Source organism: Halorubrum halodurans (genome assembly GCF_002252985.1).
Classification (GTDB): domain Archaea; phylum Halobacteriota; class Halobacteria; order Halobacteriales; family Haloferacaceae; genus Halorubrum; species Halorubrum halodurans.
The window spans coordinates 1-24,962 of record NZ_NHPJ01000079.1 but is presented as its reverse complement, the minus strand read 5'-3'; the positions used below and the strand labels follow the sequence as shown (position 1 = coordinate 24,962).

Genomic DNA, 24,962 nt, shown 5'->3' with positions numbered 1-24,962 from the left:
CGAGCGGAACGGGCGGGAAACGCCGGCCGCTTCCCTCGTCGGTCGATTCGGTCGCCGGCCGACTCAGTCGTCGTCGGACCCGGCGACGGACCCGGACCGCGACCCGGAGTCGTCCTTCGATCCGTACAACACGGTGTCGTTCTGGAAGAGCACCTGATCGTAGTTCTCGCCGAAGTCCTTGATCAGCGCCAGCATCGCGAGGAAGCAGACGAAGGCGAACGGCGTTCCGGTGATGATCGCCGCCTGCTGGAGCGTGTTCGCACTGCCGGTGCCGCCGAGGATCATCAGGATCGCCGCGGTCATCCCGAGGACGACGCCCCAGAAGATCCGGTTGATGTTCGACGGCTTGGCCTTCCCGCCGGTCGTCATCATCGAGACGGCGAGCGTCGAGGAGTCCGCGGACGTGACGAAGAAGGTCGTCACGAGGATCATGAAGGCGTAGATCAGCACGGACCCGATCGGGATCGTCATCGACGCTCCGCCGAGGTTCAACGTGAAGTTCAGCGCCTCGAAGAGGATGAACCCGGACACCTCCGGCCCGGCCTCGCCGGCGATCACCGCGCCGAAGTCGGCGATACCGTTGTGCTGTGCCCAGACCGCGGTGCCGCCGACGAAGGTGAACCACGGGATGGTTGCGCCGGAGGTCGCGACGATCCCGGTAAAGGCGACCTCGCGGACGGTCCGCCCCTTGGAGATCCGCGCGATGAACAGCCCCGCGAACGGCGACCACGAGAGCGCCCACGCCCAGTAGAACACCGTCCACGCGTTCATCCAGCCGGTCGCGCCCGACTCGCCCGCGCCCATCGGTCCGGCACCGGTGAAGAGGCTCATCGAGACGAACTCGCTGATCATGCCGCCGAACGCCTGCGTCCCGAGCAGCACGAGGAACAGCGTCGGACCCACGACGAACGTCACGAGCATGAGCGCGACGAAGAGCACCATGTTGAAGTTCGAGAGCCGGCGGATCCCCTTGTCGACCCCGAGCACCATCGAGGTCGTGAAAAGCAGGGTCATCATGGTGACGACGAGCAGGATGCCGAGGTCGCCCATGTTGATCCCCCACTGGTAGTCGAGGCCGGTGACGAACTGGCTCCCGATGAACCCGAGCGACGTGGCGACGCCGCCGATCGTCGCGAAGACGGCGAGGACGTCGACGACCTTCGCGAGCGGACCGTCGAGGTTGTCGGCACCGAGGATCGGCGTGAGCGCCGAGGAGACGCGCAGCGGGACGCTCTCGTAGTTGTACGCGAAGTAGCCGATCGCGATGCCCATGATGGTGAACACCGCGAGCTGCGGTAGCGCCCAGTGGAACAGCGTCTGCTGGACGGCGATCGTCATCGCCTCGGCCGTTCCGCCCTCGACGGTACTGAACAGCGGCGAGGGGTTGCTGTAGTAGAACAGCGCCTCGGTCGGACCCCAGAAGACGACGCCCGCCGCGAAGCCAGCCGAGTACAACATCGCGAAGAAGGAGAGGAAGCTGTACTCCGGCGGCTCGTCGCCGAGCTTGATGGCGCCCCACGGCCCCACGATCAGGAACAGCAGGAACAACACGATCAAGAAGACGATGAGCAGCAGCGCCCAGTTGAACGCGCCGAGCAGCTGGTTGTTCAGCGACGAGATGCCGCTCTCGACGGCGGACGGATTGATGAAGAACGCGACGATCACGCCCAGGGTTATCAGCGCGCCGAACGCGAAGACGGTCGGGTCGATCTCCTCCCGGAACGTCGCGATCGGACCGTCAGCCTCCTCCGCGTCGCTCACGCGGGATCACCCCCGCGGAACCGTCTCGAGATAGGGCGCACGCGACGGTCGTCGTCCGATTCCCCCCGCCGGCCGGTTGCCGTGATACGTGATAGCACAGTCCGGTTGTTGAATCGGCCTTACATAAATGTTGTCCTTTTTCGTATTCGTAGTACACGGTTGTTGTGTATACCCGGCGCGAGCGGACCGAAGAACCGGAACGGCGTGCCGGAACTCCGGGTCGCCGCTCCGTCGCCGTGCCGTTCCGTCACCGTGCCGTTCCGTCGCCGTACCCCTCCGCCGTCACGCCGGGATCTTTTCACCCCCTCCCGCGAAAGCGAGGGCATGCGACACGCGACGCACGCGCCGTCCGCACGGGCGGCCGCCGATCCGCGAGAGAGCCGACCGTCGCCGATCCCGACCGACTCGAGCGGAGCGGACCCGATTCGCGGGAGGAAGAACCGATGACCGCCGAACCGACCGCGAACGGCGGCGACGCCGATCTCACCGTCTTCTGGCACGAGCGCATGCTGGATCACGAACAGCCGCCGGGAGCGTTCAAGCATCCCTCGACGCCGATCGTCGCCGCCGACGAGACCCACCCGGACCGCCGCGAGCGCGTCGAGAACATCGTGGCGACGGTGGAACACGGCTTCCCCGAGGAGAGCCGCTTCGTCGAGCCCGACCGGGCGACGCGGGACGCGATCGAGCGCGTTCATGACGCGGACTACGTGGACTGGCTGGAGGGGTTCTGTGCCGACGGCGGCGGCCGGATCGGCCGGACGACCACCGGGGCGAACGAGGCGACGTACGACGCGGCGCGGGTCGCGGCGGGGGCCGCGGCCGCCGCCGCCGACCACGCGTTGTCCGGGCGGGCGGGAATCCCGTACGCGCTGTGTCGTCCGAGCGGCCACCACGCGCAGCCGACCCAGGCGGACGGGTTCTGTTTCCTCAACAACGCGGCCATCGCGGCCGAGGAGGCGCTCGCCTCGGGCGCGGACCGGGTCGCGATCGTCGACTGGGACGTCCACCACGGCAACGGGACCCAGGAGGCCTTCTACGACCGCAACGACGTCCTCCTCGTGAGCGCCCACCACGACCACGGCTCGTGGTCCGAGTACCACCCGCAGGAGGGGTCGCTCGCGGAGGACGGCGCGGGCGACGGGGCGGGATACACCCTCAACGTCCCGCTCCCGCCGGGCACCGGCGACCGCGGGTACGAGCGCCTGTTCGAGACGATCGTCGAACCGGTCGTCCGCTCGTACGACCCCGACCTCGTCCTCGTGAGCGCCGGCCAGGACGCGGGCACGGTCGACCCCAACGGCCGAAACCTCGTCACCCGCGGCGGGTTCCGGACGCTCGGGTCCAGAGTTCGGGCGCTCGCCGACGACGCCGCCGACGGCCGCCTGGCGCTGATCCAGGAGGGCGGCTACCAGCCGTCGCACCTCTCCTTTGCCACCCTCGGCGTCCTCGAGGGCGTGCTCGACCGACTCGTCGACCTGGACGGGTACGGCCACGACGACCCGATGGCGTGGCTCGACGAGCCGACCGACCTCGTCGACGCGTGGCTCGACGAGGCGATCGACCACCACCGAACGCACTGGCCCGTCCTGGCGGAGCCGGCCGACGGGTAGCGCCACGCTGACGGTTCCCGTTCTCCGCCGTTACCGCCCGCCGCGCTCCTCCCGTCAGTCGCCGCGTTCCCGCCGTAGCGCCGCGAACCGCTCGAACGCCGCGTCGCCGACCGCCGCGACCGCGTCGCCCGCGTCGCCACCGTTCTCGGCTTGCGTCGCGAACGCCGCGAACACGAGCGGCGGCGTCCCGCCGTCGTCGGCCGAGACGACCCCTGTGTCCAGCGCCGCCGTCGGGAGGCCGCCGGTCTTGTGTGCGATCGGCGTCCCGTACGGGAGGTACCGGGCGAAGAGCGACGCGTCCTTCTGCTCGTCGAGCGGCACCCGGAGCCGGTCGTACGCCGCCGGCGACAGCGTCGCCTCGTGGACGACGTCGGCGAAGAAACGGGCACAGTCGGCCGGCGTGGTGAGGTTCGCCGGCTCGCCGTCGGGCTGCTCGCCGAGCGGCTCGAAGTCGTGGCCCTCAAGCGTCGCCATCATCTTCCGCCGGAGCCGGGTGTCGGCCATGCCGAGCCGCGCCGCGGCCGCCTCGATGCGCTCCGCGCCGAGCTCGTCGATCAGCTGGTTGGTCGCGGCGTTGTCGCTGATCGCGATGGTCGCCCGCGCGAGGTCCTCGAGCGACGGGGTCGGATCGTCGAGGAGGTGAAATATCCCGCTGCCGCCGACGCGGTTCTCGGCCGCGATCGGTCGCGGCTCCGCGAGCGCGTCGAGTCGCCCGTCGTACGCCTCGTAGAGCGCGTAGAGTATCGGGAGCTTGATCGTGCTCGCGGCGACGAACGTCCCGTCCGCGTTCCGTCGGTGGAGCACGTCGAACTCCTCCACCTCCCGTGACAGGCCGAGGAAGACGCCGAGCCGACCGTCGAACCGGTCGGCGATCGCGTCGATCGCCTCCGCGAGGTCGGCGTCGGTCTCGACGGGCGGGCGGTCGGGTCTCATCCGTCTCGGGCCTCCGTCGGTCCCGCGGGCGGCGTCCGGACCGGCACGGCGACCGGTCGGCCGGCGCCCGCGAACTCGGGGGTCGGTTCGGACACGTCGCGACGCTCCCGCCGGAGCGGCATAACGCCTCGGGAAGTCCCTTCTCCGTGCCGGCACTCGATCCGGTTCGGCCGGCCGTCGCGTGGCCTCCGCCGCCCGTTCAGCGGTCCAGCCGGTGGTGCGTCACGGCTGCGGACCCTGACGCGGCCGTGTCGAGCGTCGCGACGCGGAAGGCGTCGTCCGCGCCCGCGACCGGGATCGGGAGCCCGCCGGGGTTCACCCGCACGGTGCCGTCCCGTTCCTCGACCCCGTGCGCGTGGGTGTGGCCGTGGAGGACGTAGTCGTAGTCGCCGCAGTCGACGAGCGCGTCGACGACGACCTCGCTCGTCCCGTGGGTGACGGCGACGTCGACGCCGTCGACCGAGAGCGTCCCGGCCTCGCCGTGGTAGGTCCCGAACGCGTTCACCGTGGACTCCACCGCCCACTCGCCGTCGTTGTTCCCGCGGACGGCGTGGAACTCGAAGCCGGCGTCGAAGGGGGTCACGGAGAAGGGGGCGACGAAGTCGCCGCAGTGGACGACCGCGTCGACGCCCGCCGATTCGAACAGATCGATCGCCGCCTCGACGGCGGCGAGGTCGTCGTGGGTGTCGGAGACGATGCCGACGAGCATGTCCGCCGGTACGCGCGGCGCGTTCAAAAGCGACCGGGGCGAGGCGTCGACGAGCTCCGAGGACACGCGAGCGCGGTCGGCCCCGCTCCCCGCCGATCACGCCTCGACGCGCTCCGCCGGGTCCTCGCTCCCCGAGTCGTCCCCGCGCTCGCGGCCACGGCGACGGCGCCGGAACGCCCCGAGGGCCGCGAGGACGTACGCCGCCCCGACGGCTCTGAGAAGCGGCGTCGAGCGGTCCGCCCACCGGACCTCGTCCGGCTCCTCGTACAGGAGTCGGGCGGCGAAGGCCCGGTACGCCCTCGGGACCGCGAACACGACGAGGCCGAAGACGCCGGTGACGTTCGCCGGCCACGCGGAGGCGCGGCCGCCGAGCAGCCCGGCGGCGACCGCCAGGACGCCCTCGGCGCGGACCGCGGACCCGACCCACGGCTTCGTCTCCGCGTCGGTCTCCTCGAGCGCGACCGCCTCGAAGGCGTCGACCGCTCGGTCCGGAAACAGCGCGGCGAGGGCTCCGGCGAGCCCGAGGATCGCTCGTATCATGCGCGTTCGTGCGGCCCGTCGGGAGAAAGGGACGTCAACGGTTCTCACGCGCCGAGAGCGGTCGGGACCGGTCGGGAGCAGTCCGACGGCTCGTCGGGGGCGTCCGCTCCGCCCTCTCGACTACTCCCCGTCGAGCGCCTGCCAGGAGAGCCGCGGGTTCCGGGCGGCCCCGACCTGGTCGATCCGGGCGGCGGCGGTGCGGTTCGGCGCGGTCTCGAGCGCCTCGTCGGCGTCCGCGTACGCCAGGTCGAACGCCTCCGCGAGGTCGTCGAGCGAGGAGCGGTTCTCGATCTCGGTCGGCTCCGTCAACATCGCCTCGGGCACCATCTCGGGCCACTTCGTCGTCGGCGGGTGGACGCCGAAGTCCAGCATGCGCTTGGCCACGTCGGCTGCGTCGCGGTCGCCCGCGGTCGCCGCGAACTCGTGGTGGAAGGGGCCGTAGGGAACCTCGAGGTCGACCCGCTCGGCGAGGTAGTTCGCGTTGAGCACGGCCTTCGCCGCGGCGTCACGGAGCCCCTCGTCGCCGAGCCGGGCGATGTAGGCGTACGCCTTGATCAACACGAGCCAGTTGCCCTCGAAGCCGTGGACCTTCCCGATCGACTCGGCGGGCTCGAAGCGCTCGTACCCCCTCTCGCCGTTCGTCTCGCGAACCCGCGGGCTCGGGAGGAAGTCGGCCAGCTCCGCCGTCACCCCGACGGGGCCCGCGCCGGGGCCGCCGCCGCCGTGGGGCGTCGCGAACGTCTTGTGGACGTTGTAGTGCATCACGTCGAACCCCATGTCGCCGGGGCGGCCGCGCCCGAGCAGCGCGTTGAGGTTCGCGCCGTCGTAGTAGAGCAGCCCGCCCGCGTCGTGGACGATCTCGGCTATCTCCGTGATGTCGCGCTCGAAGAGCCCGACCGTGTTCGGATTCGTCAACATCAGGGCGGCGGTGTCGTCGCCGACGGCGGCCTCGAGCGCCTCCAGGTCGACGCGGCCGTCCTCGCCGGAGGGGAGTTCGACCACCTCGTAGCCGGCGGTCGCGGCGGTCGCGAAGTTGGTGCCGTGTGCGGACGCCGGGATCACCACCTCCGAGCGGTCGTTGCCGTGGTGCTCGTGGTACGCCTTCGCGATCAGGATCCCCGTGAGCTCGCCGGCCGCACCGGCGGGCGGCTGGAGCGTGACGGCGTCCATCCCCCCGATCTCCCCGAGGAACTCCTGGAGCCGGTACTGGAGCTCGAGGTTCCCCTGGACCGACCGGTCCGGCCGGTCGGGGTGGACCGCGGCGTTCGGGTCCGCGGCCACGTCCTCCGTGAACTTCGGGTTGTACTTCATCGTACAGCTCCCGAGCGGGTACGGGCCGGCGTCGATCGCCCAGTTCATCTGCGAGAGCCGGGTGTAGTGGCGGGCGATCTCCGGCTCCGAGGGCGCGGGAAGCGTGAGCTCCTCGCGGGTCAGATCGTCGGGGAGCGGCGACTCCTCGCGCACGTCGACCGTCCCCTCGCCCTTCTCGGAGAGCAGCGGCTCGTGAACCGCCTCCTCCTCGCGCGTGTAGTCGGCCTGGTCGTGGATCATCTCAGATCACCTCCTCGAACGCCGCGACGAGGTCGTCGGACTTCCCGGCGGTGAGGTCGGTCACGCACACCTGGAGCAGGTGCTCGCCGACGACGTGGACGAGGAACCCCGCGTCGGCGAGGTCGTCGGCCACGGGAGCCGCCGGCTGGTCGGTCCGCACCGCGAACTCCCGGACGTGGTGGCGGTCGTGGACCGGCGCGGCCGCCCCGGAGACCTCGTCGAGGCGGTCGGCGAGGGCGGCGGCCTCGCGCACGCAGTCGCTCGCGAGGTCGACGAGGCCGTCCGGCCCGAGCCACGCGGCGTGGATCGCCGCGCGCAGTGCGACCCACGCCTGGTTCGTACAGATGTTCGAGGTCGCCCGCTCCTTGCGGATGTGCTGTTCGCGCGTCTGGAGCGTGAGCGTGAACGCCCGGTCGCCGGCGGCGTCCTCGCTCGCGCCGACGAGCCGGCCGGGGACCTGCCGGAGGTGCTCCTCGCGGCAGGCGAAGATCCCCAGTCCCATCCCGTAGGCGGTCGGGAGCCCGAGCGCGCCCGCCTCGCCGACGACGACGTCGGCCCCGACGCTCGCGGGCTCTTCCAGCACCGACAGCGCGACGACGTCCGACCCCAGCGTGAACAGCGCGTCGGCGTCGGCGGCGATCTCGCCGATCGCGGCGAGGTTCTCCTCGATACAGCCGCGGAGCGTGGGGTTCTCCGCGTACACCATGACGACGTCGTCGCCGACGCGGTCCGCGAGGGCGTCGAGGTCGGCGATCCCGTCGTCCATCGGGTACGACTCGACGGTCAGGTCCGCGCCGGCACAGTAGTTGTCGAGGACCGCCCGCTTCCCCTCCCGGAGGTGGCCGGGGACGAGGACGACGTCGCCGGACGTCGAGCGCGTGCGGTCCGCGAGCGTCGCGGCCTCCGCCAGCGCGGTGGCGGCGTCGTACATCGAGCAGTTCGCGACCGGGAGCCCGGTGAGCTCGACGAGCATCGACTGGTACTCGAAGAGCGCCTGGAGGAAGCCCTGGGAGATCTCCGGCTGGTACTGGGTGTAGCTCGTGAGGAACTCCGCGCGGTCCGAGAGGTGGTCGACGACGCTCGGCACGTAGTGGGCGTAGTGGCCGCGGCCGAGGAACTCGGTCGCGTCGGCGTTCCGGCCGAAGATGCGGGCGCACTCGTCGCGGATCCCGCGTTCGGTCCGGGCGTCGATCCCGAACGCGCCGTCGAAGGCGACGTCGTCCGGGATGTCGAAGAGCGCCTCCTCGTCGGCGACGCCGATCGTCTCGAGCATCGCCGCGGTCTCGGCGTCGGTGTGGGGCGCGTACGGGCTCCCGCTCATCTGTGCCCCGCGTCGGTTCCGGCCGCGGTCGACCCGGCGGCTCCGGTTCGTCCGGTTCGTCGGGTCGGTCCGGTCGGTGAGGTCAGTCCGGTCGGTCCGGATCGGTCGGTTCGGTCGGTTGATCGGGTCCGCTCCGGTGGCGTTTGGTGGCTCGTCATGTGGTGTCGGGTCGGTGTGTCGGGCCGTGCCGCGTTCAGGCGATCTGCGCGTCGTACTCGTCGGCGTCGAGCAGTTCGTCGTGGTCGACGCCGTCGCTCGGGGCGATCTCGATCAGCCAGCCGTCGCCGTAGGGGTCCTCGTTGACGAGCTCGGGGCGATCGAAGAGCTCCTCGTTGACCGCGAGGACCTCGCCGGACACCGGCGCGTACACGTCCGAGACCGCCTTGATCGACTCGACCACGCCGAACGCCTCGCCGGCCGCGATCTCGTCGCCGGCGTCGGGAAGCTCGACGAAGACCACGTCGCCGAGCTCGTCCTGTGCGAAGTCGGAGATGCCGACGCGGACGGCCTCGTCGTCGACGGTGGTCCACTCGTGCGATTCCAGATATCGTAACTCGTCGGGAACTTCGAAGCTCATTGTGGGATCGATCGCGGCACACGTCGACCTGACCGGACCGGGTCGGACCCGGATCGGCCGTCGCAGCCTCCGGATCGGACGGCGGCCCCGTCGTGTGCGCTCGCGATGCGCGTGCGTGTTCCTACCGAGGACGGGGAGATAAAAGGTGTGTTCCCGGCGGCCGATCCGCCCCGTCCCGCCGGAGCGCGGCGGGGTCCGAGACGGCGCGTTCCGGCCGGGTTCCACGCGTTCGGATCCCGACGGTTTATTCTCCCGGCGGGTCGGAGCGCGACCATGCTGATCACGCTGGAGGGGCTCGACGGGAGCGGAAAGACGACCGTCTGGGAGGCGCTGAAGGACGTCCACTCGGAGGCCGTCTTCACCCGCGAGCCGACCGACAGCTGGTACGGCGACGCGGTGTACCGCTCGATGGGCGACGCGGGCGCCGACCCGCTCGCCGAGCTCTTCCTGTACACCGCCGACCACGCCGACCACCTCTCGGGGACGATCCGACCCGCGCTCGCCGACGGAAAGCTCGTCGTCTCGGACCGGTACTCGGACTCACGGTTCGCCTACCAGGGCGCGACGCTCGCCGAGAGCGACGTCGACATCGCCCGACCGATGGAGTACGTCCGGGGGATCCACGCCGCCTTCTCGCGCCCGCCGGACGCGACGATCTACCTCGACCTCGACGCGGCCACCGCCGCGGAGCGCGCCGGCCGGACGGACAAGTTCGAGCGGGACGGCTACCTCGCCGCGGTCAGAGAGAACTACGAGCGACTGATCGACGCCGAGCCCGGACGGTTCGTCCGCGTCGACGCCACGCGGCCCCCCGAGGACGTGATCGGCCGCGTCGAGGACGTCGTCGAGTCCCTTCTCGGGGACGCGGAGTAGCGAGGGAACGCGCTCGATGCGTCGCCGGCCTCGCTTCTCCCGCTTCTCGCCCCCGTTCTTCTCCTCCCTCTTTCCCTCTCCCCCTCTGCTCCTTCTCCTCTCTTGCCCTCTCTCTCTCTTCTCCTCCCTCTCCCCCCCTCACCGGGTGTCCGGAAGCTCGTACTCCTCGGGCGGCGGCACGTAGAGGTAGTCGATGGCGACGCCCAACACGATCGGCAGGGCCACGAGCACCGAGACGACGATCGTCGGACTCACGAGGTCGACGCCCGCCCCGACCCCGATGCCGGTGAAGAACAGCGTCGAGACGAACAGCAGCATCGGCGTCAGGACGACCGTGTACAGCACCCATCCCCACGAGGTCGCCAGCCGGAGCCTGAAAAAGCGCGTCGTCACGCCGGCGACGAGCGTGTGGAAGGCGACGAGCCCGACGAGGCTCGCGAACCCGAAGAGCGCGATCATACCCGCCCTACGGGCCCCCCGCTTTTGCCCCTATCGCCCCGCGCCGGTCCGCGACTCCCGCCGGGCGGGGTCGATCCGTCACGACTCAGACCGTTCCTCCGTCACCCTGGCGTCTGGCGGACGAGACGAGTCCCGAAACCGGGTCGGTGTACTCGTAGCCGGGGATCACGCCCTGGACGTAGGTTCCCTCGACGAAGTCGATCAGCGCGCCCGCGTCGTCGACGCCGCGCCGCTCGTTGATGTCCGTCAACGCGAACCGGACGACGATCTCGTCATCATCGCGACCGACGCGGGGATCGAACTCGTGGTCCCCGCGGGTGACGCCGCCGACGTCGACGACCCGGCGCTCGAACGTCTCGTACCACCCCGTCTCGACGACGTCGGCCACGTCGTCGACGGTGACCGCCGACAGCGTCGGAACGCGGACGACGATCGAGAGCCGTATCCGGCCGTCCTCGGAGGGCGGCTCGGCCTCGACCGCGGCGTCGAAGGCGGTCGTCACGGAGCGCCACCCGCCGTCGTCCGCGGACTCGAAGGAGCCGTGGTCGCGGAAGGCCCGGCGGACGCGTCCCGGAACCTCGTCGCCGTCGTCCTCGCGCTCGCTCTCGCTCATACCCCGAGAAGGGCCCGCGTCCCCAAAAGGACCGCGCGTCGGGACGGGTTCGCGTCGGTGTCGGGACGGGTTCGCGTCGGGGTCGCGACCGCGCGCTCGTCGGGGCACCGGGCTCGGGTCGGCCGCTCGCCGGAAACGGCGCTCCCCCGCGCGTCACCGATGGGGGCACGTCGGGCCGGTACTGGTGTGCCTTTGTATCCGGCCGCGGGAGGGGAGCCATGGCAGACCGATTCCGCTCGACCGAGGGATTGATCGACGCGCTCGCGGACGCGTCGTTCGACCGGCCGCCCGCGCTCGTCAGCAACGCCCACGTCACCGGCCTCGGCGTCGCCCGCGCGCTCGACGCCCACGACGTCCCCGTGATCGCGCTCGACCGCGCGGCCGGCGACGGGTCGGACTCCGTCACCCACGACGGGCTCGCGCCGCCCTCCGACGCCGTCGACGTCGCCGGGGCGGTCACTTACCCGCTCGCGGACCTCGACGGCTTCCGCGAGGACGTGGAGGCGATCGTCGACGCCGCCGGGACCGAGGCGGTCGCGTTCGGCTGTATGGACGAGTGGGCGCTCGCGTACGCCGAGGCCGACCCCGACGGCGTCCGGCTCCCCTACTCGGGGATCGACACGATCGACGACGTGTTGAACAAGTCCCGGCTGTACGCGACCTGCGAGGAGCTGGGGATCCCCTACCCGGAGACCCACCGGTTCGGGGGCGCTTCGAGCGGAGAGGCCGGCGACACCGCCGGGATCGACGCGGACGCCCTCGACGCGGCGGCCGACGCGCTCGGCTTCCCGCTCGTGGTGAAGCCCGCCCGTAAACGCGAGTTCGAGGAGGCGTTCGGCACGAACGTGGTGACCGTCGCGGACCGCGCGGAGTTCGGGGAGGTCGTCGCGAGCGCGGCCGCCGAGGGCGTCGAGGTGATGGCCCAGAAGCGCGTCGACGTCGCGACCGGGCGGGACCACTCGCTGGCGTCGTACGTCCCGCCCTCGGGCGTCGACGACGCGCTCGCGGTCGTGGGCAACGCGGCGGTCCGGTACCCGCTCCAGTTCGGGACCTCCTGTCTCGTCGAGACGGCAGACGAGCCCGCGATCGAGGAGCGCGCGCTCGCCGTGCTCGACGACGCCGGCTACCACGGGATCAGCGAGGCGGAGTTCGTCTACGACGACGAGCGCGAGGAGTTCCTGCTGCTCGACGTCAACACCCGCCCGTGGAAGTGGATCTCGCTGCCGGTCGCCGCCGGCGCGAACCTCCCGATGGCGGCGTACGCCGCGGTCACCGACGCGGAGTACGAGTCCAACCTCGACGCGTCGAGCGAGCCGAACCGCTGGGTGTACCTCCGCGACTACCTCTCGCTTCTCGCCGGCGACGACGCCTTCTGGGACCAGCTGTCGGGCGACGACTGGCGGCGGCTCGTCGCCGGCTCCTTCGAGCGCGAGGGCGACCTCACCACCGGGGTCTACCGTCCGTCGGATCCGGCCCCGGCCGCGAAGCTGTTCGAGACGGCGTTCGTCGACCGCGAGTACTACTGCTCCTGTTGAGGGGTACGCCCGCGGGATCGGCCGCTCCGGCTCACTCCGTGAGCGATCCGAGGTGGTCGACCGTCTCGCGCATGAGGTCCGCGTCCGCACGCCGCGGGAAGTACAGCGAGAGCCCGTCGACGCCGAGGTCCTCGTAGGCCGCCAGCCGCTCGGCCGCCCGTTCGGGCGTGCCGGCGACGGCCGCCGCGTCGACGACCGCGTCGGGGACTTGCTCGGTCGCCGCCTCCGGGCCCTCGTCCCGCCAGGCGTCCCGGATCGCGTCGGCCTCGTCGTCGTACCCCGCTTCCGAGAGCATCCGATGGTAGAACGACCCCATCGTGCCGACGTAGAACGCGATGTGGTGTCGGACCATGTCGCGAGCGGCCTGCCCGTCCTCCGCCACCGCCGCGACGGTGTTCGGGACGACGGCCAGCTCGTCCGGATCGCGTCCCCGTCCCTCGGCGCTGTCGCGGAACTCCTCGTAGAGCTCCTCGAACCGCCCCTCGGGCATGAACACGGGCATCCAGCCGTCGGCCTCGGCGCCCGCCATCCGCACGTTCGTCTCCCCGAGCGCGCCGACGTAGACGGGAACGTCTCCCGGCGGGTCCACCCTGAGCCGGAAGCCCGAGAGGTCGAAGTCCGTTCCGTCGTGGTCCACGACCTCGCCGGAGAGGACCCGCTTTACGATCCGAACGGTCTCCGCCGTCCGGCCGACGGGACGGTCGAACTCGGCGCCGTGCCAGTTCTCGATGACGGCGGGACCGCTGGCGCCGATCCCGAGGCGGAACCGGCCGCCCGTGGCGCGAGCGGCCGTCGCGGCGGCCTGCCCCAGCAACGCGGGTGACCGCGAGTAGACCGGGACGATGCCCGTTCCGAGCGTGACGGTCTCGGTTACCCGTGCGAGCTCCCCGAGCAACGTGAACGCCTCCCACCCCCAGGTCTCGCCGAGCAGGACGCTCTCGAGTTCGGCCCGTTCGGCGCGACGGGCGAGGTCGAGCGTCAGGTCGTGATCGATGTCGCTGACGTTGATCCCGACGTTCATGGTCATAGGGTCTCCCCCGCGATCACCTCTCGCAGTATCTCGTTGGTTCCCTCGTATATCTGTGGGATCTTCGAGAAGCGGAAGAACGTCTCGACGCGGTACTCGTCGAAGACGCCGTACCCGCCGTGTAGTTGGACGGCCTCGCTCGCGACGTCCTCCAGAAGCGTGGTCGCCAGCAGCTTCGCCTTCGCCGACCGGTCGGAGTCGACCTCCCCTTCGCGCTCGAGGTCACGCCCGACCTCGTAGACGAGCGCCCGACCGGCGTCCAGTCGGGTCTCCAGGTCCGCCACCCGGTGGCGAACGGCCTGCTTCTCGGCGACGGCGTCGCCGAACGCCTCCCGCTCCGTGGTGTACTCGCGGAGCAAGTCCATCGCGCCGCGGGCGGCGCCGATCGACGCCGCCGCCACCTCCAGGCGGGCCTCGTCGAGGAAGGCCATCGCCTGATAGAAGCCGTCGCCTTCCTCACCGAGGCGATCCTCGACGGGCACGCGTACGTCGTTCAGGAAGACTTGCGCGACGTCGGTCGGGGCCGGTCCGAGATACCCGTCCATCGACGTCCGGTCGACGCCCTCCCGGTCCGTCGGGACGACGAAGGCCGAGATACCGCGATGAGGCTCCTCCGGCTCGCTCGTGCGCGCGTACACGACGAGCGCGTCGGCGACGCTGCCGTTGCTGATGAACACTTTGTCGCCGTTCAGCAGGTACGCGTCGCCGTCGCGCTCGGCCGTCGTCCGGATGGCGGCGAAGTCGGATCCCGCCTCGGGCTCGGTCATCGCGACCCCCGTGACAGCCTCGCCTCGGGTGGCGGGTCGGACCCACTCCTCGACGTGTTCGTCGCGGCCGTGCTCGACGAGCGGTTCACACCCGAACGTCGTCGACGTGACCGACTCGGCGATACCCGGGTCAGCCCGGTGGAGTTCCTCGTTGACCAGCAACGAGGCCACGACGTCGAGCCCCGCACCGCCGACCGACTCGTCGAGTCGGGGGGCGAGCAGGTCCGCCTCGGCGGCGGTCTCGATCACGTCCCAGGGGTAGCGGCCCTCGCGTTCGTGCTCGACCGCGACCGGTTCGATCTCCTCGCGGCCGAACTCGCGCACGTGTCGTCTGATGACGCGCTCCTCGTCGGTCAGTTCCATGCGACCTAGTATCGACGTTTTCTGGATATAACTACCGGCGGCGCGATGCGGCGGTCCGCGGCCGAATCCTCGATTCTCCGTAATCCTTTTGTATCGATGTGACGCCGGTCCGCCTGTCACCGGATTCCGTGGGCGACGTCGCCAATGAACTACCTCGACTATCTGGCATCGAACGAACGCGCGTTTCCCGACCGAGTCGCCGTCCGGGAGGGTGACGTAACGTGGACCTACGCGGACCTGCTCGAGGACGCCCGCTCGGCGGCCACCGTCCTCCGCGACGCCGGGGTCGACGCCGGGGACGCCGTCGTGGTGATGCTCCCGAACACCTACCACTTCGTCACGTCCACGCTCGGGTCGCTCGCCCGGCGGGCGGTCGTCGTCCCCGTGAACACCCGTTTCCGGCGGCGGGAGGTCGCGTCGCTGCTGGATCAGGTCGAGCCGAGCGCCGCGATCGCGAGCGGGGAAACGCTACCGGCGGTCACCGACGCGCTCGAGGAGAGCGACGCCACCGACGCCGCCGACGTCACCGTCTTCGGCGTTCGCACCGACGACGCCCCGGACGGCGTCAGACGGTGGGACGCCGCGGTTCGCACGACACGTCCTGCCGTCGCCGTCCCCGAGACGATGGGCGAGCGCGAGGCGTTCGTCCTCCACACGAGCGGAACGACCGGTCGTCCGAAGGGCGTGGTCCACACGCATGCCAACCTGATCGCCGTCAGCGACGCCTCCGTGGTCTCCTACGAGATGGGGCCGGGGAGCGTCTTTCTCGCGGTCATGCCGCTGTACCACTGTACGGGTATCGGAACGATCCTGGGACCGACGCTGAAGGCGGGCGGCGAGCTGCTCCTGCGCGAGGAGTGGGACCCGGTGGCGGCGCTCGACGACGTCGAGGCTCACGGCGTGAACGTCTTCTCCGGCGTCCCGGCCATGTTCAAAGACTGGCTGGCCGTGGCGCCGGACCGCTCGGTCGACACCGACTCGGTTCGCACCGGCGTCATCGGCGGGGCGGGCGTGTCCGCCGACCTGATACGGCGGTCGGAGGCGTTCCTCGACGCGCCGGTCCTCAACGGCTGGGGCATGACCGAGACCTTCGCCGCCGGCCTCTGGGAGGACAGACGGGGGTCGCGACGGCTCCCGAGCGTCGGCCGGACCTCCGGCCGGCTCATCGAGGCGAAGGTCGTCGACAGATCGACCGGCGCGGAGGTCCCCACGAACGAACCCGGCGAGCTGCTGGTTCGCGGCGAAGCGTTGTTGACGGGCTATCTCGACCACGAGGCGGAGTGGACCGGCGAGTGGTTCCACACCGGCGACTACGCCCGCGTGGACGAGGACGGCTACGTCCACGTGCTCGACAGGGTCGACTACACGATCATCACCGGCGGCGAGAACGTCTACCCCCAGGAGGTCGAGGGCGTCATCGAGGAACTCGACGGCGTCCGCGAGGCCGCCGTCGTCGGGAAACCCGACGAGTGGAAGGGGAGAAAGCCGGTGGCGTTCGTCGACCGTCTCCCTCGAGCCGATCTCACCGCCGAGGAGGTGAGAGACCACGTCCTCGCGGAGCTCGCGGCGTTCAAACATCCGCGGGACGTGACTTTCGTCGACGCGCTCCCGCGGAACGCCACCGGAAAGCTCGACCGGCAGACGCTGGAGGAACGGCTGTAACCCCTTCACGGCGTGTGGAACGGTGACCGATGGGCTCGGCTCCACCGAGAATCGGTTTCGCCCGACCCGCGGGGTTCCGATCGGTTCCGGATGGTCCGACACCGACAGAACGCTTATTCGAACGGTCCGCGAAGGAGGAGTATGGCGAGTGCGACACGCGACGCCCCCGACGAGGAGGGCGTCGAGTTCATTCACGAGGACGGCGGGAAGATCACCGCGAAGGACCTCGAGAGCGGTGTCGCATCCTACGGAGATACGAAAGCCGAAGCACTCCGGATGCTCGCGGAGGCGATCGAGCTCCACGAGGATGGCGGCGAGCCCGTCACCGACGAGGACCTCGAGGAGTGGGGCCTTGAGGACACGAAGCCCGGCGTCGAGGAGCTTCCCGAATTCATGAAGTGAATGGTCCGGACGAACTTCTCCGGACAAGAGATCGCATCAGTGCTCAACGACTTCGGATACAGACGAGTCGGTCGGGTTGGAAGCCACTTGAAGATGCGATACGCGTCACCCGATACCGACGAGGTGCGGATCGTCACGATCCCAATGAAGTCCGAAGACGAGATCCCGACTGGAACGCTCCACTCGATCGCTGACCAGTGTGGAGCTGAGGATTTCCACGCGTGGTGTGAGTGGATCGACGCGCATCGATGACTGCCGAGCCGTGATACGTGCGAAACCATCGAGTGGATACGACTGCCAACTGACGACCCCATCCTCGAAGTCCTCGAAAACGGATCTCGGTTCGCGCCGGGAGGTCCTCGTACAAGGGGACCCGGTCGCCCCCCCAACGCCGCGAGCCCGTCGACGAGCGCCTCGTCGATCGTGTTCACGAGGTAGACTCGTGTGAGAGTTCCGGTGCGCCTCGCTGAACACGAACCGCGTCTCGGTCACTCCGGCTGATACGGATCGGTCGCGACGTCGAGGCGGTAGACGTCCTCGGCGGCGTCGAAGTCGTCGTCGAACGCGTAGAGGTAGCCGAGACCCTCCAGTCGCATGTACGCGACGGTACAGGCGTGGACGAACGAGAACCGTTCGTGTTGCCGGAAGAGGCCCTTCGCCGTCGCGAACGCGTCCGCGGTCAGGGAGTCGACGTGGAGCCGCGTGTTCTCCTCCACGCGGTCGAGAAAGTCGACGGCGGCGTCGTGACCAGCGTGCGTCGTCAGCCCGTTGAGCGTCTCCGCGAGCACGTAATCGAGGATCACCGCCTCCGGCAGGTCGGCAGTGTCGATTCCTCGGAGGATCGGGAGGGCGTCATCGTGTGCGCCGTCGCGGCGGTACGCCGCCGCGAAGAGAACGGTCGTGTCGACGAGCGCGCGCGGCATCTACTCGGGGTCGACGCCCCAGGCGTCGTGGTCGCTCTCGACGTTCGTCTCCTGATCGCCGTCGTACCCGTCGAAGTCGCTGAACGTCCCGCTGCGCTGTTGAACGACCCGCACGCGGAGCGTTCCGTCGTCCTCGATCCGCCAGCGGAGCTTGTCGCCGTCGTCGATCTCCAGCTCTCGGCGGATGTGTGCCGGAATGTTCGCCTGATTCCCCGAGACCTTGCTCTCGGAGTCGACGCTCTCGCTGCTCATACGCGGCGGTATGGGACCACCGCCAATAATCCTAGTGTGCCATCACACTACGGTTCGGAACGTGGATCTCCATTTCTCGTTCAGCCGGCCGTCCGTATCCGATGATTGCCGAATCAGCGCCGTTCGAGGGGAGGTTTCGGCCCGTCAACGCCGACGAGGGAGTACCGCTTCGTCCCTCCATCATCCTCGACCTCGATCAGGTCGTACTGCTCCGGCTTCGGCAGGTAGTTCTCCCGGAGATACCGTAGCGTCACGGGGTCGTCGTGCCGCTCCTCGTACCGGGCGTAGAGTTCCTCAACGAACGGCCGTCTCTCGGTACCCGGCGCTCACCACGATCGTTCCGAACGCGAACGTTCCGCCCTCCACCCTGTCCATCCGGGCGTCCAACTCGTGCCGGGCGGCCGCAGTCCGTCGGTCCAGTTGCCCCAGCGGGTCCTCACCGGTCGCGTCGAACAGCGACGTGCTCAGCCGCGTGAACGCCCACAGCGCCGCGTTCGCGGCGCGGTTCCCGCGCGGTGCGAAGCCGGCGACGACGACGCGGTCGGCCAGCTCGCACCACTCGCCCACCACCGCCGCCGGATCGGGGAACAGCGAGGTGACGAACGTTGATAGCACCGCGTCCGCGTCGGCGACGGCCGGGGTGGCCGCATCGCCCCGTACGAGCGAGACGTTCCGCCAGCCGCGGCGGGCGATCAGCACCTGCGCGCGGTCGAGCATCCGCCCGGTGAGGTCGACGCCGACGACGTGACCCGACGGGCCGACCGCCTCCCGGAGCGCGGGGAGGTTCGGGCCGGGGCCGCAACCGAACTCGACCACCGTGTCGCCCTCGTCCACGTCCAGCGCGTCGACGCAGGCGTCCCGGACGCCGCCGACGCCGGCGGTCGCCCGCGCGAACCAGTCGTAGACCCGCGCCCAGCGGTCGTATCTCTCCCGTACGCGGTCGACGTGCTCGGGGCCCGTCACGACTCGCTCACTGCCGCGGGCGGCGTCTTCGGCCACCAGCGCTCGGGGCTCTCCCGCGCGACCGCGGAGTGGCACTGCTCGGATCCCGCACAGGCCCGCGGCCGCCGGTAGTCGATCCCGCGCTCCGCGAGGTAGGTGACGTAGCCGTCGTCGACACGGTCGAGCTTCTCGTGACAGAGCCAGCGCGTTCCGCACCGACCCGCGCCGAGGTTCCGGTACGGGCAGGTGAACGTCGTCCGCTCTGCGCCGTCGGTCTCGGTGTCGTCGATCCGGACGCCGACGAGCCGGTAGGCGAGCCTGAGCCGGCGAACCGCGGTTTCGGGCGTGCTGGCGCCGAGGAACAGCCCGTGTGCCAGGACGTAGCCGAAGTCGTGTAGCGCGCGCTCGACCGGGGAGAGGTCGTCGGGGTCGTCCTCGAGCAGGTCTCGGAGGTCGGCGTACCACGCGGCCGCTTCGGCGATCTCCGGGAGTTCGTCGGCGGCTTCCCTCAGTCGTCTCCGGCGCTCGGGCAACGGCGCGGCGCCGTCGCTCAGGCGGAACGCGGGGACGGCCTCGGCGTGGACGAGCAGTTCCTCGCGGAGCGCGTCGCCGTCGGCGTAGGCGTCCGCGAGCCCGCGGAGGCGGTCGTACCACTCGCCGGCCATCCGGCCGTAGGCGCCGTCGAGCAGGTCGTCAGCACGGTCGTCGTCCGGTGGCCGGGGGAAGCGGTCGATCAGGTGACGTAGCTGCTCGGGGTCGGGCCCCGCCATACGTGGGAATGGGTGTCAGGCCACTTGAACGTGGGTGCGCGGCCCTCGCCCTGTGTCGATTTCGTGGTGGCGTTTCGACGGTTGGCTACTGCGACGGCAACCGCGACGGCATCTCGAAGCATGACCACCCGTAACCGCAGTGCGCCGGGTACGAGGTCTGATGCGGCACCGAGTTCCTCCCCCTCCCGCGACCGCCGACGGCTCTAGGGTCGATCGAATTCCAGCTTGGACGGTAAGAATCAGCCTCTGGAGGTACGGAAGTGCGGAAATTAGGTGGCTGGGGAGTTCCCGGCCCCTAATACGCCACGGCCAAAGACCGTGGACGTCGTAGGTGGGCCAACACGGGTAGCGGCTGAATGATCGGCGATGCCCCGTTTCGACCGGGATCGAATTTGTCTCGTCAATAGTCGCGTTCATGGTCAGAAATCCTCCGGCAAGTAGTCGGTCCGGCGGTACATCCGCTCGCGCTTGCTCGCCTTGTCGTAATGCGTTTCCATCGTCTTCTCGGTCATATCGACCCGGTCACCGAGGACCGCCTTCGGCGTCCCTTCGTCCAGGTAGGCCGTGACCGATCCCGTCCGGATCGCGTGCGGCGATCGCGAGGACGGGCACTTGCTCGCCTTCCGGGCTTCGGTCGCTTCACACTCGTCGGGATCTCGATCGTGGGGACACTCGACGCCGTACATACAGGGCCGGGTGACCCGGTACATGTCCTGTTTCACCGTTCCGCGGGCGACGCGACCGTGCGTCGTCGTCAGTATCGGAGCCCGATCGTAGTCGTCGACCACGTCCTTCCGCGGTCCTTCGATGTACGCGATCAACGCGTCTCGGACCGAGTCGTGAATCTGAACGTCGCGCTCCGACCACTCGCCGTTCTTCAGCGGCGTCTCACTCTCGGGCCGGTGACGGACTTCGAGAACCCCCTCCTCACGGTCGAAGTCACCCAGGTCGAGCGAACGAATCCCGCCCCGTCGCATCGACGTACGCCACAAGAGTAGCAGCTCGACGTGTTCCCGCGAGGCGTACTGATACCGATTCAGGTATTCGAGCGCGGCCTCGGCCGCGCCTTTCTCTAGCAGCTCGTCGCTCGATTGTTCCGACTTCGGCACGCTCGGGAGGATGATCTTCTCGTGAAGTCCCTCTTCGACGGCCTCCACGTTCGCACAAACACGGAGGAACTGGCGGATCGTAGAGAGCTGTCCCTGTAGGGAGATCGTCTTTAGTCCGTCCTCCTCGCGACGTTTGATCCGGTAGTTGTGAAGGTCGAGCCCATCGAGGTCCGCCATGCTCCGGATCCCGTTTTCCTCGCACCATTCGACGAACTGGTCAACCCGGTACCGATGGGATTTGAGCGTCGACGTACTCACTTCCTCGCGCCGCTGGTCGAGATACAGATCCCGCGCGACCGACGGCGGAATGTCTTGTAGATCGTCGTCGCTCACTCCGATCCCTCCGTCTCGTCGTCGCTATCGTGTTCGTCATCCTCGTCGTCGTACATCGCGAGCTGCTCCGCGATCCGCCGGGCGTGGCCGCGCTTCTCGTCGGTCACGCGGATCCTTCTCCGTCGAGATCGCGATCGTAGGGACCGACCTGGGTCACGAGCCGCACGCGATTGCGTGGGATAAGCGCACCCGTTTTCCGGTCGCTGAGTTCGTGAAATACGCCGTCCACGTCGTCGTGAGCGGCACACTTCTGACACCAGAAATGGTGGTTCGTTGGTTCCCAGGAACGATGCCCGCGAGGGCACACGTACCGCCACCTGTCCTGCCGGTCTTCGATCCGCACAACTTCTTTCGGGACCATCGATTCAGGCCGACGGACGGATGTATTAAAGGTAGGATCCAGACGCGCGGAGTGAAACTGAAAGTGGTCGACTCCGGCGGTTGTGTTGCGGTTCCTCGGTCGATCGGGGCCTTCAAACCCCGGCGCGTAGTGTCCAAACATGGCTTTCGTGCTGTCTCACGGAAGCCCACGCGGGCCCGCTGTCCCAGCAGCGGGGTCCGCTTTTGTGAACGATCGGACCCATCGAGGAGCGACGGGTCCGCGAGAGTGCTTCCGTTATTGCCTACACAAGAATACAGGGTATTTAATTTTGATGCTGTACTCTATTACTTCTAAATGAGAACTCAATCACACACTAGTGATTACCACATAACTAAGACCCGCATGACGGTACTGACAGAGCATGAGGCCCGTGGTGAGTTGGATGACTAAGTCCGATGATGCTATCCTAGAGCTTCTCGACGAGTGTGGGATAGCGATCCCTCCACGGGCGATCGCGTTCAACGTCGACAACGTGTCGCGGCCTACAATCGATCGACGTCTTCCGAAACTTGAACACGCAGGGCTCGTCGAACGCTACGATGATCCGCAGGGATACACTCGTATCACCGATCGCGGTCGTGCCTACCTCGTGGGCGAACTCGATACCGATGACCTCGAGTAATTGGTAGACCGACGTTTCCCCGATTATTTCTCGATCCGAAGCTCCCTCGCGGTGTCAGCCGATATCGTGAGTCCACTAGGACCGATGGACACTTCTCCGTCCACAGATTCCGTGATGAGTCGGTGAAGATCCTCGAGATATGAATCAGGGCGTTCCTCTTGGATCCGTGTCGTCGCCTTTCCTTCAAGATACGCTCCACGGTGGGCCACGTATATCTCGACGAATTGGCGGCGCGTCGCGGTTGAGCTCTCCCAGACGACGGCAGGGAGGGCAGACAGTTCGGTCTTTGAGCCCTTCGGCGCTCCCATCACAACGAGACACCGCCCTAGGACTGAGGAATCCGTGGTCGGATAGAGTTCGGTCGCTCGGGAATCGCTGTCGGAGTGGCGCGTCCGTACGTCGACGCCGACAGACTGGAAAGCCTCGGAGATCACCGTGGGATCCATCCGCCGACCGGATGTCACCGCGGGAACGAAAAGTTCGCTGACGCTCCCGCCTGCGAGGACGTGTGCCAGCAACTCGACGAGAGCGGCCACCACGTCGCCCTTCGGGTCGGGATCGAGCCATCCGTGATCGATCGCGGTCTGGATGCCACGGACCGGGTCGGGCATCCCTCCGTTGAGCCAGCCACGGACGCGACTCGGAGGGAGGTTGAGGGCGTTTCCGACGCGGGTTCGCCCATGGTTGGGATGATCGGCAGCGTACTCCTGAACGCGTCGGTAGTCGAGGACTTTCTCCCACGGGTCAAGGTACTCGCGATCGCTGTAGGTGCGGGCGAGGGCCTGTGGTGTGGGGTACATACACGTGATTATTCGTGAACAGGATTTGAACGTGCCGACTCCGTTTTCAAGGATGATATTTACGACAGCAGGTACATATACTGGATCCGCCTCTGTTTAGATAGCCAGCGACCGGCGAACGCGGATCGGGGGACGCTCGTACCCGCGTTCTCGGCCCCAGCTGGGTTCAATCATGAAACCAAGCAACCTATTCACGACGGACGATCGGGCTGTGAGTCCCGTTATCGGAGTCATACTCATGGTCGCAATTACCGTCATTCTGGCCGCCGTCATCGGAACGTTCGTCCTCGGACTCGGTGATTCGCTCGGAGACAGTCAGCCGACAGCACAGTTGGACTTTAGCGTAAATGAAAGCTCGAATACGGGAGAGATTACTATTGAACACGGTGGCGGTGAGGAACTTCAGCTATCTGAATTCAATATTCAAGTCCGAGATGCAGATGGAAACGTTGTGGACGAAACACAAACGCTCTCGAGTGTAGCGAGTGGTGAAACTCTCGCTGTTGGTGAGTCATCGACGATTGAATTCGACGCTACTACTGGTGGAACCAGCATAACCAACATCCGACTGATCCACACTCCTTCAGATTCGATCTTCGTTGACAGAACCCTTACGATCGAGAGCTTCAATAGCTACGGCGCACCGTAGCCGTATATATTCAAATCGGTTGAATACGACTCATTTTCACACACAATTAGACACAACTCTCACTAAATTGTTTATTTGTCTGTCTGGCCAAACATTCCACGTTACCGCCACCGGCTTTCTATCCGCGTCCGGTACCGCAACCCAATTACATCAGTATTGAACTGCTGGATCGTCGTCGGATCTAGTTCGTCGCGAGCCTCTCGAATGTTCGTCTCTGACTGAATGAGGTGCGCGAGTGCCGCGTCGATGACGACCGACATGGGTGGGTCGTCGTCGGGACCGCTCGCCACGATCTCGCTCGCCTTCTCGAGCTGCCGCTCACGTTCATCGGAGAGTTTCAGGCTGGTTCGACGGCTCATTTATACCTCACCGTATGTACGGGGGTCACGATCCCGTCGTTCTGGAGTGGCTGAACCGGTCCGCCTTGAAATGGTCCGGGCGGATCGACTCCGATCTCGACGGTGGTCACCCACAACCCGACCGATTTCTATGTACTTCAACCGTCCTCGAAGACCACCGAAGTACATAGATCGCGGTTCGTGAATACATCCACGTCGGACCCCACGGGGTCGCGTCGAGAACCCCCTTCCGGCGGGTTTCACGCTCGCCCCACGAGTTCGATCAACGAGGGGACTTCGCCGTTCTCCGGGAACCGTACCAGGTACGCGCGCTCGCCGACGCGCTGGGTGTGCGCGTCGGCTTCCTTGATCGACCCGTCTTCGGCGACTAATCCGTCTAGCTGGAGGTGTTGCTTGTCGATCGTTACGGTTCCGCTTCCGTCGCGGTCAACGAGACTTTTGAATCCCATCGACGCGTCCGGGCACGGTGGTTCACTTAAAGATACCTCAAAGTGACACCTGACGGGCCTACGCCGTACTGAATGCGGGAGTATATGGGGATCACCGTGACCGTCCCGTCCGCATGGCTAAGATGGAATTCGACGCGCTCGACGCGGCCCTGGTCGTCACCGGGCTCGCGTCGGCGTTCATGCTCGTCGGTATCGCACAGTTCCAACTATTCGACGTGACGTTCTCGGCGACACAGTTCACCGTCTCCGGGATCGGGCTCTCGACCGCCTGGATCCTCGGCTACGGCTCGATCGCCGGGACGATCCTCACGAACGAAAACACCGAGTTACAGACCCTCTCGGAGGACATTCAGGGGCTTCAAGGGTACTACCTCGCGGCTGCGGTCGGGACGCTCGCGCTTCCGATCGCGTTCATCGTGTTTCCTGACTCGGTCGGCAGCTTCTTCCAAAGCTCCGACCTGTGGGGGCTCCTGTACGTCGTCGCGGTTACCACCGGGCAGTTCGCCCTGGGGTGGATGCTATGAGTTCGATCTGGGACGGCGAGGACACGATCGCGGGAGTGATCTGGATCCTCACCTCGATCGGCGCGGTCAACTGGGGGCTCCTCGAGTTCGCCGACTACAACGCGGTGGCCCAGCTGGCGGACGGGCTCGGTGAGCCGGCCGT

The 24,962-nt window shown here is 68.0% G+C and carries 29 protein-coding genes; 9 read left to right on the top strand and 20 right to left on the bottom strand.

Annotated features, from left to right (window positions below):
• Positions 1-63 precede the first annotated feature (63 nt).
• On the bottom strand, positions 64-1,761 hold the full coding sequence (locus DJ70_RS07495; RefSeq protein ID WP_094531585.1) for a BCCT family transporter: 1,698 nt from the start codon (positions 1,759-1,761) through the stop codon (positions 64-66).
• Between the two features lie 443 nt (positions 1,762-2,204).
• Here DJ70_RS07495 and DJ70_RS07490 point away from each other — a divergent pair, with 443 nt between their 5' ends.
• Positions 2,205-3,374, top strand: a complete 1,170-nt coding sequence (locus DJ70_RS07490) for a class II histone deacetylase (RefSeq protein WP_218827796.1) — start codon at positions 2,205-2,207, stop codon at positions 3,372-3,374.
• A 54-nt stretch (positions 3,375-3,428) separates the two neighbouring features.
• Here the strand turns inward: DJ70_RS07490 and DJ70_RS07485 are convergent, their stop codons facing one another.
• The 6 genes from DJ70_RS07485 to gcvH all read right to left on the bottom strand — a co-directional run bounded on the left by DJ70_RS07485 (position 3,429) and on the right by gcvH (position 9,005).
• The gene (locus DJ70_RS07485; protein WP_094531583.1) at positions 3,429-4,307 is read right to left on the bottom strand and encodes a serine hydrolase; all 879 of its coding nucleotides are present in this window, start codon (positions 4,305-4,307) and stop codon (positions 3,429-3,431) included.
• 199 nt (positions 4,308-4,506) lie between these two features.
• Positions 4,507-5,016: a metallophosphoesterase gene (locus DJ70_RS07480; protein WP_094531581.1), complete on the bottom strand. Its 510-nt coding sequence runs from the start codon at positions 5,014-5,016 to the stop codon at positions 4,507-4,509.
• Between the two features lie 96 nt (positions 5,017-5,112).
• Positions 5,113-5,556, bottom strand: coding sequence for a hypothetical protein (locus tag DJ70_RS07475; protein ID WP_094531579.1), 444 nt, complete (start codon positions 5,554-5,556; stop codon positions 5,113-5,115).
• 120 nt (positions 5,557-5,676) lie between these two features.
• Positions 5,677-7,107, bottom strand: a complete 1,431-nt coding sequence (gene gcvPB, locus DJ70_RS07470) for an aminomethyl-transferring glycine dehydrogenase subunit GcvPB (protein WP_094531577.1) — start codon at positions 7,105-7,107, stop codon at positions 5,677-5,679.
• A gap of 1 nt (position 7,108) precedes the next feature.
• Positions 7,109-8,428 carry an aminomethyl-transferring glycine dehydrogenase subunit GcvPA gene (gene gcvPA / locus DJ70_RS07465; RefSeq protein ID WP_094531575.1) on the bottom strand — a complete coding sequence of 440 codons (1,320 nt, stop codon included), beginning with the start codon at positions 8,426-8,428 and terminating at the stop codon, positions 7,109-7,111.
• A gap of 193 nt (positions 8,429-8,621) precedes the next feature.
• Positions 8,622-9,005, bottom strand: coding sequence for a glycine cleavage system protein GcvH (gene gcvH / locus DJ70_RS07460; protein WP_094531573.1), 384 nt, complete (start codon positions 9,003-9,005; stop codon positions 8,622-8,624).
• A gap of 273 nt (positions 9,006-9,278) precedes the next feature.
• Between gcvH and tmk the strand changes: the two genes are divergently transcribed.
• Positions 9,279-9,878, top strand: a complete 600-nt coding sequence (gene tmk, locus DJ70_RS07455) for a dTMP kinase (RefSeq protein WP_094531571.1) — start codon at positions 9,279-9,281, stop codon at positions 9,876-9,878.
• A gap of 138 nt (positions 9,879-10,016) precedes the next feature.
• Here the strand turns inward: tmk and DJ70_RS07450 are convergent, their stop codons facing one another.
• On the bottom strand, positions 10,017-10,337 hold the full coding sequence (locus DJ70_RS07450) for a hypothetical protein (RefSeq protein ID WP_094531569.1): 321 nt from the start codon (positions 10,335-10,337) through the stop codon (positions 10,017-10,019).
• A gap of 85 nt (positions 10,338-10,422) precedes the next feature.
• Positions 10,423-10,950, bottom strand: a complete 528-nt coding sequence (locus tag DJ70_RS07445; RefSeq protein ID WP_094531567.1) for a DUF5813 family protein — start codon at positions 10,948-10,950, stop codon at positions 10,423-10,425.
• A gap of 218 nt (positions 10,951-11,168) precedes the next feature.
• On the opposite strand from DJ70_RS07445, the gene DJ70_RS07440 reads away from it, so the two are divergent.
• A complete protein-coding gene (locus DJ70_RS07440) occupies positions 11,169-12,485 on the top strand; it encodes a carboxylate--amine ligase (protein WP_094531565.1) in 1,317 nt (438 codons plus the stop codon).
• A gap of 31 nt (positions 12,486-12,516) precedes the next feature.
• On the opposite strand, the gene DJ70_RS07435 is transcribed toward DJ70_RS07440, so the two are convergent.
• Together DJ70_RS07435 and DJ70_RS07430 are read right to left on the bottom strand one after the other, a co-directional pair.
• On the bottom strand, positions 12,517-13,512 hold the full coding sequence (locus DJ70_RS07435) for an LLM class flavin-dependent oxidoreductase (RefSeq protein WP_094531563.1): 996 nt from the start codon (positions 13,510-13,512) through the stop codon (positions 12,517-12,519).
• Positions 13,509-14,642 (bottom strand): acyl-CoA dehydrogenase family protein, encoded by a 1,134-nt coding sequence (locus DJ70_RS07430; protein WP_094531561.1) that lies wholly within the window; start codon positions 14,640-14,642, stop codon positions 13,509-13,511. The genes DJ70_RS07435 and DJ70_RS07430 overlap by 4 nt, the downstream gene beginning before the upstream one ends.
• Before the next feature lie 144 nt (positions 14,643-14,786).
• Here DJ70_RS07430 and DJ70_RS07425 point away from each other — a divergent pair, with 144 nt between their 5' ends.
• The 3 genes from DJ70_RS07425 to DJ70_RS07415 all read left to right on the top strand — a co-directional run bounded on the left by DJ70_RS07425 (position 14,787) and on the right by DJ70_RS07415 (position 16,958).
• Positions 14,787-16,304, top strand: a complete 1,518-nt coding sequence (locus DJ70_RS07425; protein ID WP_094531559.1) for a class I adenylate-forming enzyme family protein — start codon at positions 14,787-14,789, stop codon at positions 16,302-16,304.
• A gap of 141 nt (positions 16,305-16,445) precedes the next feature.
• Positions 16,446-16,706 (top strand): type II toxin-antitoxin system HicB family antitoxin, encoded by a 261-nt coding sequence (locus DJ70_RS07420; protein WP_094531557.1) that lies wholly within the window; start codon positions 16,446-16,448, stop codon positions 16,704-16,706.
• Entirely contained in the window at positions 16,707-16,958 is a 252-nt protein-coding gene (locus DJ70_RS07415; protein ID WP_094531555.1) for a type II toxin-antitoxin system HicA family toxin, read from the top strand.
• A gap of 236 nt (positions 16,959-17,194) precedes the next feature.
• Here DJ70_RS07415 and DJ70_RS07410 read toward each other — a convergent pair whose 3' ends face one another.
• The 6 genes from DJ70_RS07410 to DJ70_RS07385 form a co-directional block, all read right to left on the bottom strand.
• Positions 17,195-17,629 carry a PIN domain-containing protein gene (locus DJ70_RS07410; RefSeq protein WP_094531553.1) on the bottom strand — a complete coding sequence of 145 codons (435 nt, stop codon included), beginning with the start codon at positions 17,627-17,629 and terminating at the stop codon, positions 17,195-17,197.
• A complete protein-coding gene (locus DJ70_RS07405; protein WP_066416798.1) occupies positions 17,630-17,881 on the bottom strand; it encodes an AbrB/MazE/SpoVT family DNA-binding domain-containing protein in 252 nt (83 codons plus the stop codon).
• A gap of 113 nt (positions 17,882-17,994) precedes the next feature.
• Positions 17,995-18,135, bottom strand: a complete 141-nt coding sequence (locus DJ70_RS07400) for a hypothetical protein (protein ID WP_245810755.1) — start codon at positions 18,133-18,135, stop codon at positions 17,995-17,997.
• A gap of 40 nt (positions 18,136-18,175) precedes the next feature.
• The gene (locus tag DJ70_RS07395; RefSeq protein WP_094531700.1) at positions 18,176-18,883 is read right to left on the bottom strand and encodes a class I SAM-dependent methyltransferase; all 708 of its coding nucleotides are present in this window, start codon (positions 18,881-18,883) and stop codon (positions 18,176-18,178) included.
• Entirely contained in the window at positions 18,841-19,593 is a 753-nt protein-coding gene (locus tag DJ70_RS07390; protein WP_094531552.1) for a hypothetical protein, read from the bottom strand. Before DJ70_RS07390 ends, DJ70_RS07395 begins: the two co-directional genes overlap by 43 nt.
• 419 nt (positions 19,594-20,012) lie before the next feature.
• Positions 20,013-21,035, bottom strand: coding sequence for a tyrosine-type recombinase/integrase (locus DJ70_RS07385; RefSeq protein WP_094531550.1), 1,023 nt, complete (start codon positions 21,033-21,035; stop codon positions 20,013-20,015).
• 743 nt (positions 21,036-21,778) lie between these two features.
• Between DJ70_RS07385 and DJ70_RS07375 the strand changes: the two genes are divergently transcribed.
• The gene (locus DJ70_RS07375; RefSeq protein WP_094531546.1) at positions 21,779-22,039 is read left to right on the top strand and encodes a phage repressor protein; all 261 of its coding nucleotides are present in this window, start codon (positions 21,779-21,781) and stop codon (positions 22,037-22,039) included.
• Between the two features lie 23 nt (positions 22,040-22,062).
• On the opposite strand, the gene DJ70_RS07370 is transcribed toward DJ70_RS07375, so the two are convergent.
• A complete protein-coding gene (locus DJ70_RS07370) occupies positions 22,063-22,839 on the bottom strand; it encodes a hypothetical protein (protein ID WP_094531544.1) in 777 nt (258 codons plus the stop codon).
• A 172-nt stretch (positions 22,840-23,011) separates the two neighbouring features.
• On the opposite strand from DJ70_RS07370, the gene DJ70_RS07365 reads away from it, so the two are divergent.
• The gene (locus tag DJ70_RS07365; protein WP_094531542.1) at positions 23,012-23,488 is read left to right on the top strand and encodes a type IV pilin; all 477 of its coding nucleotides are present in this window, start codon (positions 23,012-23,014) and stop codon (positions 23,486-23,488) included.
• 101 nt (positions 23,489-23,589) lie between these two features.
• On the opposite strand, the gene DJ70_RS07360 is transcribed toward DJ70_RS07365, so the two are convergent.
• Together DJ70_RS07360 and DJ70_RS07355 are read right to left on the bottom strand one after the other, a co-directional pair.
• Positions 23,590-23,847 carry a DUF7386 family protein gene (locus tag DJ70_RS07360; protein ID WP_094531540.1) on the bottom strand — a complete coding sequence of 86 codons (258 nt, stop codon included), beginning with the start codon at positions 23,845-23,847 and terminating at the stop codon, positions 23,590-23,592.
• Positions 23,848-24,086: 239 nt separating this feature from the next.
• A complete protein-coding gene (locus tag DJ70_RS07355) occupies positions 24,087-24,296 on the bottom strand; it encodes a hypothetical protein (protein WP_094531538.1) in 210 nt (69 codons plus the stop codon).
• A gap of 113 nt (positions 24,297-24,409) precedes the next feature.
• Here DJ70_RS07355 and DJ70_RS07350 point away from each other — a divergent pair, with 113 nt between their 5' ends.
• Positions 24,410-24,820: a hypothetical protein gene (locus DJ70_RS07350; RefSeq protein WP_094531536.1), complete on the top strand. Its 411-nt coding sequence runs from the start codon at positions 24,410-24,412 to the stop codon at positions 24,818-24,820.
• Positions 24,821-24,962: the final 142 nt, after the last annotated feature.

Bases quoted from the DNA above. Each gene is read 5' to 3' on its own strand.
- DJ70_RS07490 (WP_218827796.1), top strand. From the start codon at position 2,205: ATGACCGCCGAACCGACCGCGAACGGCGGCGACGCCGATCTCACCGTC.
- DJ70_RS07485 (WP_094531583.1), bottom strand. From the start codon at position 4,307: ATGAGACCCGACCGCCCGCCCGTCGAGACCGACGCCGACCTCGCGGAG.
- DJ70_RS07480 (WP_094531581.1), bottom strand. From the start codon at position 5,016: ATGCTCGTCGGCATCGTCTCCGACACCCACGACGACCTCGCCGCCGTC.
- DJ70_RS07475 (WP_094531579.1), bottom strand. From the start codon at position 5,556: ATGATACGAGCGATCCTCGGGCTCGCCGGAGCCCTCGCCGCGCTGTTT.
- gcvPB (WP_094531577.1), bottom strand. From the start codon at position 7,107: ATGATCCACGACCAGGCCGACTACACGCGCGAGGAGGAGGCGGTTCAC.
- gcvPA (WP_094531575.1), bottom strand. From the start codon at position 8,428: ATGAGCGGGAGCCCGTACGCGCCCCACACCGACGCCGAGACCGCGGCG.
- gcvH (WP_094531573.1), bottom strand. From the start codon at position 9,005: ATGAGCTTCGAAGTTCCCGACGAGTTACGATATCTGGAATCGCACGAG.
- tmk (WP_094531571.1), top strand. From the start codon at position 9,279: ATGCTGATCACGCTGGAGGGGCTCGACGGGAGCGGAAAGACGACCGTC.
- DJ70_RS07450 (WP_094531569.1), bottom strand. From the start codon at position 10,337: ATGATCGCGCTCTTCGGGTTCGCGAGCCTCGTCGGGCTCGTCGCCTTC.
- DJ70_RS07445 (WP_094531567.1), bottom strand. From the start codon at position 10,950: ATGAGCGAGAGCGAGCGCGAGGACGACGGCGACGAGGTTCCGGGACGC.
- DJ70_RS07440 (WP_094531565.1), top strand. From the start codon at position 11,169: ATGGCAGACCGATTCCGCTCGACCGAGGGATTGATCGACGCGCTCGCG.
- DJ70_RS07435 (WP_094531563.1), bottom strand. From the start codon at position 13,512: ATGACCATGAACGTCGGGATCAACGTCAGCGACATCGATCACGACCTG.
- DJ70_RS07430 (WP_094531561.1), bottom strand. From the start codon at position 14,642: ATGGAACTGACCGACGAGGAGCGCGTCATCAGACGACACGTGCGCGAG.
- DJ70_RS07425 (WP_094531559.1), top strand. From the start codon at position 14,787: ATGAACTACCTCGACTATCTGGCATCGAACGAACGCGCGTTTCCCGAC.
- DJ70_RS07420 (WP_094531557.1), top strand. From the start codon at position 16,446: ATGGCGAGTGCGACACGCGACGCCCCCGACGAGGAGGGCGTCGAGTTC.
- DJ70_RS07415 (WP_094531555.1), top strand. From the start codon at position 16,707: ATGGTCCGGACGAACTTCTCCGGACAAGAGATCGCATCAGTGCTCAAC.
- DJ70_RS07410 (WP_094531553.1), bottom strand. From the start codon at position 17,629: ATGCCGCGCGCGCTCGTCGACACGACCGTTCTCTTCGCGGCGGCGTAC.
- DJ70_RS07405 (WP_066416798.1), bottom strand. From the start codon at position 17,881: ATGAGCAGCGAGAGCGTCGACTCCGAGAGCAAGGTCTCGGGGAATCAG.
- DJ70_RS07390 (WP_094531552.1), bottom strand. From the start codon at position 19,593: ATGGCGGGGCCCGACCCCGAGCAGCTACGTCACCTGATCGACCGCTTC.
- DJ70_RS07375 (WP_094531546.1), top strand. From the start codon at position 21,779: ATGAGGCCCGTGGTGAGTTGGATGACTAAGTCCGATGATGCTATCCTA.
- DJ70_RS07370 (WP_094531544.1), bottom strand. From the start codon at position 22,839: ATGTACCCCACACCACAGGCCCTCGCCCGCACCTACAGCGATCGCGAG.
- DJ70_RS07365 (WP_094531542.1), top strand. From the start codon at position 23,012: ATGAAACCAAGCAACCTATTCACGACGGACGATCGGGCTGTGAGTCCC.
- DJ70_RS07360 (WP_094531540.1), bottom strand. From the start codon at position 23,847: ATGAGCCGTCGAACCAGCCTGAAACTCTCCGATGAACGTGAGCGGCAG.
- DJ70_RS07355 (WP_094531538.1), bottom strand. From the start codon at position 24,296: ATGGGATTCAAAAGTCTCGTTGACCGCGACGGAAGCGGAACCGTAACG.
- DJ70_RS07350 (WP_094531536.1), top strand. From the start codon at position 24,410: ATGGCTAAGATGGAATTCGACGCGCTCGACGCGGCCCTGGTCGTCACC.